The organism is uncultured Algoriphagus sp., from assembly GCF_963974835.1.
Lineage (GTDB): Bacteria > Bacteroidota > Bacteroidia > Cytophagales > Cyclobacteriaceae > Algoriphagus.
Genome location: NZ_CAXBET010000025.1, coordinates 18855 through 29305 on the forward strand (window position 1 = coordinate 18855; position 10451 = coordinate 29305).

General features: G+C 36.4%; 16 protein-coding genes. 6 read left to right on the forward strand and 10 right to left on the reverse strand.

Annotated features, from left to right (window positions below; genetic code table 11):
• Positions 1 to 197: 197 nt before the first annotated feature.
• From AACZ73_RS22520 to AACZ73_RS22530, 3 genes are all read right to left on the reverse strand, one after another.
• On the reverse strand, positions 198 to 830 hold the full coding sequence (locus tag AACZ73_RS22520; protein ID WP_339881258.1) for a sugar transferase: 633 nt from the start codon (positions 828 to 830) through the stop codon (positions 198 to 200).
• The gene (locus AACZ73_RS22525; protein ID WP_339881260.1) at positions 830 to 1978 is read right to left on the reverse strand and encodes an aminotransferase class I/II-fold pyridoxal phosphate-dependent enzyme; all 1149 of its coding nucleotides are present in this window, start codon (positions 1976 to 1978) and stop codon (positions 830 to 832) included. The genes AACZ73_RS22520 and AACZ73_RS22525 overlap by 1 nt, the downstream gene beginning before the upstream one ends.
• A gap of 814 nt (positions 1979 to 2792) precedes the next feature.
• Complete coding sequence (locus tag AACZ73_RS22530) at positions 2793 to 3950, reverse strand: MraY family glycosyltransferase (protein ID WP_339881262.1); 1158 nt, start codon at positions 3948 to 3950, stop codon at positions 2793 to 2795.
• A 462-nt stretch (positions 3951 to 4412) separates the two neighbouring features.
• Between AACZ73_RS22530 and AACZ73_RS22535 the strand changes: the two genes are divergently transcribed.
• From AACZ73_RS22535 to AACZ73_RS22555, 5 genes are all read left to right on the forward strand, one after another.
• Entirely contained in the window at positions 4413 to 5114 is a 702-nt protein-coding gene (locus tag AACZ73_RS22535; protein ID WP_339881264.1) for a sugar transferase, read from the forward strand.
• Positions 5115 to 5208: 94 nt separating this feature from the next.
• On the forward strand, positions 5209 to 5334 hold the full coding sequence (locus AACZ73_RS22540) for a hypothetical protein (RefSeq protein WP_339881266.1): 126 nt from the start codon (positions 5209 to 5211) through the stop codon (positions 5332 to 5334).
• Between the two features lie 84 nt (positions 5335 to 5418).
• Positions 5419 to 5643, forward strand: coding sequence for a hypothetical protein (locus tag AACZ73_RS22545; protein ID WP_339881271.1), 225 nt, complete (start codon positions 5419 to 5421; stop codon positions 5641 to 5643).
• Positions 5644 to 5732: 89 nt separating this feature from the next.
• Entirely contained in the window at positions 5733 to 6161 is a 429-nt protein-coding gene (locus AACZ73_RS22550) for a DDE-type integrase/transposase/recombinase (RefSeq protein ID WP_339881273.1), read from the forward strand.
• Positions 6162 to 6181: 20 nt separating this feature from the next.
• Positions 6182 to 6508 carry an integrase core domain-containing protein gene (locus AACZ73_RS22555; protein WP_339881286.1) on the forward strand — a complete coding sequence of 109 codons (327 nt, stop codon included), beginning with the start codon at positions 6182 to 6184 and terminating at the stop codon, positions 6506 to 6508.
• 359 nt (positions 6509 to 6867) lie between these two features.
• Here the strand turns inward: AACZ73_RS22555 and AACZ73_RS22560 are convergent, their stop codons facing one another.
• From AACZ73_RS22560 to AACZ73_RS22585, 6 genes are all read right to left on the reverse strand, one after another.
• Positions 6868 to 7074, reverse strand: coding sequence for a hypothetical protein (locus tag AACZ73_RS22560; protein ID WP_339881275.1), 207 nt, complete (start codon positions 7072 to 7074; stop codon positions 6868 to 6870).
• A gap of 68 nt (positions 7075 to 7142) precedes the next feature.
• Positions 7143 to 7622, reverse strand: a complete 480-nt coding sequence (locus AACZ73_RS22565) for a hypothetical protein (RefSeq protein ID WP_339881277.1) — start codon at positions 7620 to 7622, stop codon at positions 7143 to 7145.
• Between the two features lie 256 nt (positions 7623 to 7878).
• Positions 7879 to 8145, reverse strand: a complete 267-nt coding sequence (locus tag AACZ73_RS22570) for a hypothetical protein (protein ID WP_339881279.1) — start codon at positions 8143 to 8145, stop codon at positions 7879 to 7881.
• 165 nt (positions 8146 to 8310) lie between these two features.
• Positions 8311 to 8520: a helix-turn-helix transcriptional regulator gene (locus AACZ73_RS22575; RefSeq protein WP_339881280.1), complete on the reverse strand. Its 210-nt coding sequence runs from the start codon at positions 8518 to 8520 to the stop codon at positions 8311 to 8313.
• A gap of 2 nt (positions 8521 to 8522) precedes the next feature.
• Positions 8523 to 9068 carry a DUF2975 domain-containing protein gene (locus tag AACZ73_RS22580; RefSeq protein WP_339881282.1) on the reverse strand — a complete coding sequence of 182 codons (546 nt, stop codon included), beginning with the start codon at positions 9066 to 9068 and terminating at the stop codon, positions 8523 to 8525.
• Positions 9069 to 9412: 344 nt separating this feature from the next.
• Positions 9413 to 9670 (reverse strand): hypothetical protein, encoded by a 258-nt coding sequence (locus tag AACZ73_RS22585; protein WP_339881284.1) that lies wholly within the window; start codon positions 9668 to 9670, stop codon positions 9413 to 9415.
• A gap of 220 nt (positions 9671 to 9890) precedes the next feature.
• Between AACZ73_RS22585 and AACZ73_RS22590 the strand changes: the two genes are divergently transcribed.
• A complete protein-coding gene (locus AACZ73_RS22590; RefSeq protein ID WP_339881285.1) occupies positions 9891 to 10139 on the forward strand; it encodes a hypothetical protein in 249 nt (82 codons plus the stop codon).
• 211 nt (positions 10140 to 10350) lie between these two features.
• Here AACZ73_RS22590 and AACZ73_RS22595 read toward each other — a convergent pair whose 3' ends face one another.
• On the reverse strand, positions 10351 to 10431 hold the full coding sequence (locus AACZ73_RS22595; RefSeq protein WP_339881288.1) for a hypothetical protein: 81 nt from the start codon (positions 10429 to 10431) through the stop codon (positions 10351 to 10353).
• Positions 10432 to 10451: the final 20 nt, after the last annotated feature.

The following is a 10451-nucleotide window of genomic DNA, read 5'->3' on the forward strand; positions in this document are numbered from 1 at the left end:
ATACTAACATATTCAATTAACTAGTTACTTATAAAGTTAAAAATACCTGTTGAATTACCAATATATTAAACAATTCAAACTTTATATTAATATCTGTCAGGTCCAATATCAATAATTCTAAATTTCACTCCTATCATTTAAAATTCAATACCCTCACCAACCCTTAAAAGAAGAAGTCAGACACACTTATTAAAATATTAACCTCCTCCCTTCATTACTTTTTTTGGTGTCCCTTCAAATTTACCCGCGGACACATGTCCCTGCTGCGTAATGCCTTTTCCAAGTAATACGTTTGCCAACGTTTGAAATAGAATTTTTACATCCAAGAGGAAATTAATATTATCCACATACCATACATCCAACTTAAATTTGTTTTCCCAGGAAATTGCATTTCTGCCATTTATCTGTGCCCATCCTGTCACTCCTGGTTTCACCTCATGCCTTCTAGCCTCCTCACTGGAGTAGAGTAAGAGGTAATCTTCAAGCAGAGGTCTTGGTCCTACCAGACTCATATCACCTTTCAACACATTAATTAATTGTGGAATTTCATCCAGGGATGATCTCCTGATGAATTTACCTATCCACGTTATTCGTTCCGAATCAGGTAAAACAACACCTGATTCATCAACTTTATCAGACATAGTTTTAAATTTCAAAATCTGAAAAGGAATTCCTCCCAGGCCTGGTCTTGACTGCAGAAAAAATGGTGATCCACTGTGGTGAATTGCCAAGCCAACCAATAGGATTATAAATACAGGTGATAATATCATGAACATTAGCATGGCAAGGATTAAATCAATACTTCTTTTGATCCAACTACGGTAACTCACTATTCAGCTGTTTTATGTAGTTCATTGAACATTATCTCTACAATCAATTCCTGATCCTCCATCTTTAAATCTGCCGAGCTAGGCAAGCATAATCCAGCTTCGAAATAATTTTCTGAAATAGTACCTCCATAATATGGACTTGAACTGAAAACTGGCTGCGTATGTAAAGGCTTCCATAAAAACCTGCTTTCTACTCCTTTATTTATCAAAGCTGTTTTCAGCTGTACGTTTGAAAAACCTGTTTTATCTTTATTAATCAAAATAGCAGTTAGCCAAAAGTTTGAAAAAGAGTCTGGAGATTCATTCTGAAATTCAATTCCCGGAAAATCTTTCAATAAAGTTTTATATCTTTTATTCACAAGTCTTCTACTTTGCACATTAGAATCCAGCTGTTCCAGCTGAGCAAGCCCAATTGCTGCGGATAAGTTGTTCATCCTATAGTTATAGCCTATTTCCAGATGATGGTAGTACGGCATATTTTCCCTTGCCTGCTGAGACAAAAGTTTTGCCTTTTGAATAGTACTGGCTTCATTCGATATCAAGGCACCTCCCCCTCCGGTGGACATGATTTTATTTCCATTGAAAGAATAAAAACCTAGTTTCCCAAATGTGCCACAATCTAATCCCTCATATTGACTTCCTACTGCCTCTGCAGCATCTTCAATAACAGGAATTTCATACTTGGCAGAAATTTCAAGAATCTCTTTTAGCTTCGCAGGCATACCAAACAAGTGGACAATAATTATTGCCTTTGGTTTTTTGCCTTTTGAAATTCGGCTAAGAATAGTATCCTCAAGAATATCCGGACATATATTCCAGGTAGTGGTCTCACTGTCCACAAATACAGGACTCGCTCCAAGATAAACAACTGGGTTAGCGGAAGCACAGAACGTAAATGACTGGCAAATGACTTCATCACCTGGGCCTATGCCCAACAGGATCAAAGCCAAATGCAATGCAGATGTTCCTGAATTCAGTATCACGGATTCATGAGTCTTAAGCCTGGATGAAAGCTTATTCTCAAACTTTTCTATGAATTCACCTGAGGTGGCAATTTGTCCAGAACTTATTGCCTGATGCGTATATAAATTTTCTTTTCCATTAAATACAGGTACTGAAAGGGGGATAAGGGTGATAGGTAGAGCCATACAGACTTTTAACTAGTATCCCCAAAATATACTACACAATTTTTAAAACGCAACAACCCGCATTTTTTCAAAAAAAGGCTCAAATGCTTAATTCCATGTTGAGACAATGATTATTTCCATCTAAATCCGTAAGAGATAAGCTGCCTATTTAACTTCAAATAGTTAATAGTTAAAACTTTAAAAAGAGACTACCCTAGCTTAACCCTTTATATGTTGGCTAATAAGCAAAGTCAATTGAAAATAATATTCTGCCGATATTATTTAATATAATCCAATAATTGCTTATTAAAAAACATTTTAGTTAACATAAAATTATAGCTGAGAAAGATATAATTAAAGTTTTCGTCACAGCGAAAATCCTATTTCTGCTTGGATTTATTTTCTTTACGCCTGAAAAATAAACTAATAAAATAAATCAACATACCTCAGTAGTATCAATCGAGATTGTGAGTTTAAGGTCAGAAAATTTAAAAAATAAATATCCATTTTTTATTAATCATGGGATATAAGTAGTCTGGTTTATGGTTAATCGTAGCCCTCAGGATACTTAAATCGTCCTCGCCATGTAAGAATAATTTGTTTCAGATCTTCTGACCGGATAGATATTGATTACAAAAAATAATAATCTTAAAAGGCTTTTATATTAAGTTACAACCCAGAAAAAATACTGATTTATAGATTCAAATTATCTGATTTTCCGCCTGCCTCTATGTATTTAGGTGAATTACAATCGTTGAACTCAATTATAAATGCAAGGTCTTAGTAAATAAGGTTGGAAATAATTACTAAAGATATGATTACAAAGACATAAGGTTTAATTCAGATTAATATTTGAGTCTTCAAAATCACTTTTTATTAATTTAATTTTTGACTTTCTTTCGTTATTTAATTTTCTGATTTCTAGAATCTTTGGCTGCTGGGCCACTCTCATCTTCAAATAATGTACAGTGATCTTATCAAGCCTATACCCTAATGCCATAGAAATACCCACAATAATTGGAAGAACTATGTTATCAGAATAATCCCTGAGGAATATCACCAGTACAATAATAGTTAACTGTATGGCCCCTAAAAGAATTGCGACTTGATCGTGCTTCAATCCCATTCTCATTAGAAAATGATGCACATGGGATTTATCCGGAGTCATTGGGCCTCTACCTTGGGAAATCCTTCGGATAAAAACTCTTGCCATATCGTATAAGGGAAACATCATCAAAGCTACTCCTGCTGAGAAGGCGGATTCGAATTTCCAAAAATTGCCAAAAGGTAATTCCACATTATATTCCATAAAGGCAATAACCAAGGTTCCCATAGTAAAACCCAATGTCAAAGAACCTGTATCCCCCATAAAAATCTTCGCAGGGTGCCAATTGAAAACCAAGAATGCTATCACGCCTCCTAAAAAGATGAAGCTTAAGAGAGAATAGCTGAAATAGCCTTGGTAATAGAACCATATTCCTAAAAGAGAAAAGACTATAGATGCAATTGTGCCGGCCAATCCATCCAGTCCATCTATTAGATTAAAAGCATTGGTAAGTGCTAATAGGGTAAAGGAAGAGAATACATAACTGGTAAAAAGATTGAATTCTCCGATTCCCAAAAATCCATGGAAACCTTTGATGCGTATATCAGCTATAACTACCACCAAAACTACTGCAATGAGCTGCCCAAGTATCTTCTTGCTTGCGCTTAATTCCACCATGTCATCCCTTAATCCTACGAAAAACATAATTGAAATCGCACCTAGAAGATAAGGAGTTTCCACTTTTGGGTATTCCCATCCCCATATTGCCATAGCTATGCCTACAGCTACCACAAAACCAATTCCACCCATAGAAGGGATCTTGCTCAGGTGGATTTTCCTACCCCCTGGAGCATCTGAGATTTGATAGCGCTGTAAAACACTGATAAGCACAGGGAAAAATAGAATTCCTACTACAAAAGAGGACAAAAATGAAAGAAGAAAAGCCATAAGAGTTGGTAGAGTTGGTATAGAATTCAAATACTTAAACGAAGCATTAAAGAATTACGCTACAACTATAAAAGAAATTATTCAAAAAATGGCAAGCTTTATGCCCTATTATTAAAATAATTTTAAATAAAATACAAGTTTATCTAATATCTCTCTGAAAACTAACCATTTAGCATGCAGATGATTTTATAAAAAAATCATTGATTTCCATTTCTTGAATCAGTTAAAAATAGCGAAACTACTGCCTATTCCCATTCTATTTAAAATCAAATGGATTTGAATTATTAAGTATAATGGCTTTAAACCTTATAAATAGTAGGTTATTACACGGAAAGTGTATTTTATGAATATGTAAAAATTTATTGATTTTGTTTGCGAAATCTTTAAAAAATACCGACATTTGATTATCCCAAAATAGTCAAACAGGTTTTTTTTTAGAAAAGCAACTTAAGCAACTAACTTATGACTAATTATTTACGAAACAGAATTGGGAACTTTGACCTATATGTCAATTCCCAAGTTAGGCTTCACAACGGAAACGAAGCAATTATCTCCCCTCAGATGAATTGGATAAACCTTACAATCAAACGGATGATTGATCTAGTATGTGCCATTGGGTTTATGCTGGTGATCGGATGGTGGCTATTCCCGATTATTGCCATCTTTATCAAGTTGGACTCGCCGGGACCGGTTTTCTTCAAGCAGGAAAGAGAAGGAATTTACAACTCCAGATTCAATTGTTACAAGTTTCGTTCTATGGTAGTAAATAAGGAGGCCAATTTAAAAATGGCTGTAAAAAATGATCCTAGAGTTACCAAAGTAGGAAAAGTCCTTAGAAAAACAAGTTTGGACGAATTGCCTCAGATTCTTAACGTAATATATGGCAACATGTCAATTGTAGGTCCTAGACCACATTTGGTTATCCAGAATGACGCCCATGAATTGGAAATCTCAGGATATAAGAAGAGACATTTGATGAAGCCAGGAATCACTGGGCTTGCTCAATCCAGAGGATATAGAGGCGAGACTCATGCTTCAAACTCCATCTACTTTAGATATAAGCTGGATATGCATTATGTGAAGACCTGGAATCCAGCACTAGATCTCAGAATTATTTGGATGACAGCAAAATCCATTGTTGTCGGTCACGAAAACGCCTATTGATATTTAACTAAATATAAGAAGGCCTCCTCTGTGGGGCCTTTTTTATATTTATCTATGTCCCGTCCTGAAATAGCGTTACACAAAAAGTAATGTTATGAAAAAGAAGAATGATTCTCAATATGTTAAAAGAACCCAGCGGGACTACAGCTATTCTTTTAAGATGCAGGTTGTGAAGGAAGTTGAATCCGGGAGTATAGGAATAAAAGCGGCCCAGTTTTAATATGGGATTCAAGGGAATGCCACGGTCACTACTTGGTTAAGAAAGTATGGTAGTTTAGATTGGGAAAATAAATCACATCTGACTTTGGAAAAATCACCGGACCAAAGGCTGTTGGAACTGGAAGCGAAAGTCAAGCTTTTGGAGAAGCAGAAAGCCTCTTTGGAAAAGAAGCTTGAGTTTAGCGATAAGAAGGTCATTATTTTTGACATGATGATTGATATTGCCGAAGAAGAGCTGAAAATCCCGATCAGAAAAAAGTCCTTACCTCAACAGTTGACCGATTCAAGACTCAGCAAAAAGAAGGGGTAACCTTCGCCTGCAGACTGCTGGGGATTGACAGACAGGTCTATTACCGGAGAATCAGTTCAAGGAACCGCAAACAGCAAATCTCCACCCAGGTGGTGTCACTCGTCGAAAAAGTACGCATGAGAATGCCCCGGGTTGGCACACGTAAATTATACCATCTGCTGGAGGATGAATTTAGAGCCCTTGGGGTTGGCAGGGACAGATTGTTCCAGATACTGAAAGCCAATCACATGCAAATTGTCCCTAAAAGGCAGTATCACATCACTACAGACTCCCATCACCGATTTAGAAAACATAAAAACCTGATTGATGAACTAACAATTGACCGGCCGGAGCAAGTCTGGGTGTCTGATATAACCTATATAGGGAATCGGCAAAACCCCATGTATTTATCCTTGATTACAGACGCTTATTCGAAGAAAATCATGGGATTCAATGTCTCAAAAAGCCTCCATGCATCCGGTACTATTGATGCTTTGAACAGGCTGTCAAAAACCGCCGATATCCCCAAAGCCAATTGATCCACCATTCAGATAGAGGCTTGCAGTATTGTTGCGATGACTATCAGCTTGCTCTTCGCAAAAATCACATAACGTCCAGCATGACCGAACAATACGATCCTTCCCAAAATGCCGTAGCAGAAAGAGTGAACGGCATCCTAAAACAGGAATTTATTCGGGGAATATCGATCGAGGATCTGACATTGATGCGAAAACTAATCCGACAATCTATTCATATTTATAACCATGAAAGACCACACTGGGGCTGTTGGTTGCATACCCCGAACACCATGCACAAACAGGAAAAGATCAAAATAAGAACATATAAAACTAAAAATAGCACCGAGGAGCAACCCGATGCTATCTAATTATTTTATAATTGTAAAACTGTAACGCCTATTCAGGACTAGTCATTTTATTCTTGTTGTTACTACTAGATTATAACCAAATCCTGTTTGTTTGTCAGATTCTAATACTACAGTACCACCATAATTTCCGTTTGGAAGTTTAAAAGTTAAGTAAGTTCCCTTTTCAAAATTCGGCTCTTTCGTTCTTTTCTTTTTCTTTGCTCTTGGCTTGTCCTTCTCTGAACTGATTTTTAAAAGAAACTTTTCTAAAACGTCTTTTCATTTTTTAATCTCCGTTTCATCTGCATCAAGTTCTCTCCAAACTTTTAAGTCCTTTTCAGTCTGAATAATTTCTTTAACTCGGTTGAAGGTCTCTTTGTCTAATGCTTTTGTTTCCCAAAGTGCCAATGCAAGAGTAAACCAAAAATATTTGAGTCATCAGGATTTTCAATAAGTTCATTGTTGTCACGAATAAGCTTTTCCGCAATTACATCTAGCTTTTCTCCTTCGTTGTAAAGATCAAAAAAGTCAGCGTAAATGTCGCTCGAAGTGTCGTTACTTTTTATTGCTGTTCCCCAAGTTCCCATTGTTAATCAGTGTCTTTTAAAATGCTTTATACCGGTCCCGCTATGAAACGTGTCCCAAAGGGCATGTTTTATAGCGATTGTTGTGCTTTCGTTTTTTCTTTTATTTTCTTCAAAATCCTTTCTTCGAATTCCTTTTTATCAGGCGTGTTTTTCCACCACCAAAAACTCTCATTTATAGTTCTCCAATTCCCTAAACTCAAACCACTGTTTATGCCGACAAAAGCAAACGTTGTTGAGTTTTTAGTTTTGGGTCTTGCCCACGTGTGGAGGATTTCGTTTTTGTCAGGATAATAGAAATACACAGAATGCCAATAGTCATTCTCGTCTCTTCTTCCATCTTTTAGATCAAAGGACTGTCCATTTGCAATGTTTACTTTTTTGGTTAAGTCTAATTCAGGATTTTCTCTTTTGACCTCATAAATTAAAGTCAGTAATGAGTCCTCAGGTATGTCGAAAACATAAGTCTCCGCTCTGGCATACGAGCCTGGAGCTATCAACCAAGCTCCCAATAAGCTATAAAAAGGAATATTATTATGCCTCCAAAGCAACCAAAAGCTATTTTACTATTCTTTTTCATTTAATGAAGCACAACACTAGAAGTTACAACATTTCACTCACCTATTGCGTCTATATCGCAATTGTCCACAGGGTTCCTGGTGCTGCTTTGACTAAATTAAGAATATCGTCGATCCCATCTAATGGGCTTTGAATATTTTCATTTGAAATTAAAAGTACATGGGTACAGATTTCTGTCGCCTTACTCCCCCTTCAATCCTTATCAGATTACATTTGGTTTACTTAACCTCAGCTGTTCCCTTCAAACCTGTTTATTCGAGTCCGCCTACTACCCATTAACACCTTGGCATTAGCTGTATCTAAAAATATTTTGTCATGGATTAGATTATGTCTGTTGACTTGGGAAAGATTGTGATAGATCACCAGACTATAGTCCATTACTGCCTTTTTGATATTGCCTTTATCAGGATGATAGTTCAGCACTGCATATGCCCGATCCCATTCATGGCCGTTTAATTTGATGATTTCCTCAAAAGTTATCACTGGTTGTTCCATTGGATAAAAGTCGGTGGGTTGGATTAAAGAAAAGCGGAATTAACTACTATTAGTGCACCCGCTTCTCGGTAATTATGACAAATGTGGCAGTCTAATTTCATCATTTGTGTTAGGGATTTAAAATCTTACAGAGTGCAGAATTTTAACGTATGTTTCGGCATCAGTTTATATATCGCTTTTATATTCCAAGATATCCCCTGGCTGACAGTCCAACGCTTCACAAATAGCTTCAAGGGTCGCAAATCTAATCGCCTTTGCTTTGCCAGTTTTTAAAATGGAAAGATTTGCTGGCGTAATCCCCAGAATTTCGACCAATTCTTTCGATTGCATTTTCCTTTTGGCAAGCATTACATCTAAATTAATAACTATAGCCATTTTTAAATAGTCAATTCGTTTTCCTCCTGAAGTGTTATTCCCTGTCTGAATATATCAGCCAAAAAGAACATAAAATAGCCTAAGATGAGAAAGACCAACAATTCAGTCGATAACAGATCAATTACTCGATTGGAAGTAAAAGCCCACATCAAAAAAGCAATGTCAATTATAAGCGTTCCATACGCGAAGACAAGAAATGATTTTCCTGACTTTCTAAAAGCCAAACTAACCTCTTGTTGAAACACAATATTTTCTTTAAAAAGCTTAGTTGCACTGTTAAGTTGGTATAGCCCTAAGATTATAAATCCAAAAACAACGATGTAGGCAATCGCAAATACAAGGTAAGCCGTTATGGAAATCTCAACATCACTATTCAAAAGATTTACTTTAGAGAAAAATGGGTCCTGGGGAAGTGTCCAGTTTTTTGCTAATTGAAAAGTCCATTGCAGATAGTCAATCAACTTGGTGGTAGCGAAAATAACTCCAATGATGAACATGGCTTTGAAGGCTTTCAATCCTTTGTCAGTTTGTCTAGTAGTGATTGTCATATTATATGATTTTGATCGTACAAGTATATTATAAATTATCGTAAAACAATAATTAAATATTATAATAAAATAAATAATTATTGAATTGGATAGCCTTATCCATTGTAGACTAAAATAATAATAAGAATCGGTTCAGATTAAGCTGTTGAATTACCTTTCTGAAAGATTACTTAGAAAAGGTCCTCTTATCCTATTGGTTATCACCCCCCACCAGGATTAATAAAACGATTTCATCCAGAGCACTAAAATTTTGTTTGAATGATTTCTCAAAGCCATGTACCACACTAATTATCATAAAAATCCCGTCAAGTAGTCGGGAGCAAATGATTCTACTATTTCACCCATTAACCCTCTCCCCTACTTATTCGATACCGTCTAGGACGCATCACCACCTTGGCATTAGCTGTAGCTAGGAATAGGTTTTCATGCACCAGATTATGGGGTTGCACCCGGGTGGGATTGTGATAGATCACCAGACCATTATCCATCACTTCCTTTTTGATATTGTCTTTAGCAAGATGATAGGTCAGCACAGCATATGCCCGATCCTGGTCGTCGTTTAATTTGATGATTTCCTCAAAAGTTATTACTGGTAGTTCCATTGGATAAAAGTCATTGGGTTTACCTAAAAAATATCTCGGTTATCAGAAATAAACCAAGGGATAGTTAGTTAAGCTTTAACCCTAAAAATTAACCTCTCTGCACTCATATTCTTATTACTAATGGTTGTTTAGAAGATGAGCCATACCTTAACAAAATCCATAAGGCAGTTATTACACATACTTGTTACTTCTACTACAGTATTTGACCGTACTTTCAACTATGCATTTCCGATCCATCTACGATGGTACATCGGACAAGCATCGTAGGAGCATCGTAGTAGCATCGTCGAAACATGGTGTTTACTTAGCAGCAATCGTACTATCAAAGCCTATGGATCGCCCTACTAGCTCCCTACCAGCTCCCATGAATCACCCTTATACACTGGGAGGATCAAGGGAAGAGCAAGGGAGAAATAAGGGAGGATCAAGGGCGGAACATAGAGCAACCGAATATTATCCTATAGAATGACTGTATTTTATTTTACTGCTAGAACATAAAAAAAAGGCTAAAATCTACTTACTCATTGTCGATTTACATATTTAATGGCACATACAATATTCTAACTATCCTTTTTTATTATTTCAGGTTATTGACTTAGCTAATATCTCTAGTTGATATGCACTATTATGAAATATAGAATTTTCGGCGATTTGATCTGTAAAATTTTCTCCCCAGCTGGTCACTTCACCTGAACAACGATTCTCCTATAACTGGTTAATTTCGGCGAGCCATTATCAGTTACTTCGCAGATGATATGAATGGTCTTGCCGGAGGAATCAC

Coding starts and splice junctions, on each gene's coding strand:
- AACZ73_RS22525 (WP_339881260.1), bottom strand. CDS start 1,978: ATGGCTCTACCTATCACCCTTATCCCCCTTTCAGTACCTGTATTTAAT.
- AACZ73_RS22530 (WP_339881262.1), bottom strand. CDS start 3,950: ATGGCTTTTCTTCTTTCATTTTTGTCCTCTTTTGTAGTAGGAATTCTA.
- AACZ73_RS22535 (WP_339881264.1), top strand. CDS start 4,413: ATGACTAATTATTTACGAAACAGAATTGGGAACTTTGACCTATATGTC.
- AACZ73_RS22540 (WP_339881266.1), top strand. CDS start 5,209: ATGAAAAAGAAGAATGATTCTCAATATGTTAAAAGAACCCAGCGGGAC.
- AACZ73_RS22560 (WP_339881275.1), bottom strand. CDS start 7,074: ATGGGAACTTGGGGAACAGCAATAAAAAGTAACGACACTTCGAGCGAC.
- AACZ73_RS22570 (WP_339881279.1), bottom strand. CDS start 8,145: ATGGAACAACCAGTGATAACTTTTGAGGAAATCATCAAATTAAACGGC.
- AACZ73_RS22575 (WP_339881280.1), bottom strand. CDS start 8,520: ATGGCTATAGTTATTAATTTAGATGTAATGCTTGCCAAAAGGAAAATG.
- AACZ73_RS22580 (WP_339881282.1), bottom strand. CDS start 9,068: ATGACAATCACTACTAGACAAACTGACAAAGGATTGAAAGCCTTCAAA.
- AACZ73_RS22585 (WP_339881284.1), bottom strand. CDS start 9,670: ATGGAACTACCAGTAATAACTTTTGAGGAAATCATCAAATTAAACGAC.
- AACZ73_RS22590 (WP_339881285.1), top strand. CDS start 9,891: ATGCATTTCCGATCCATCTACGATGGTACATCGGACAAGCATCGTAGG.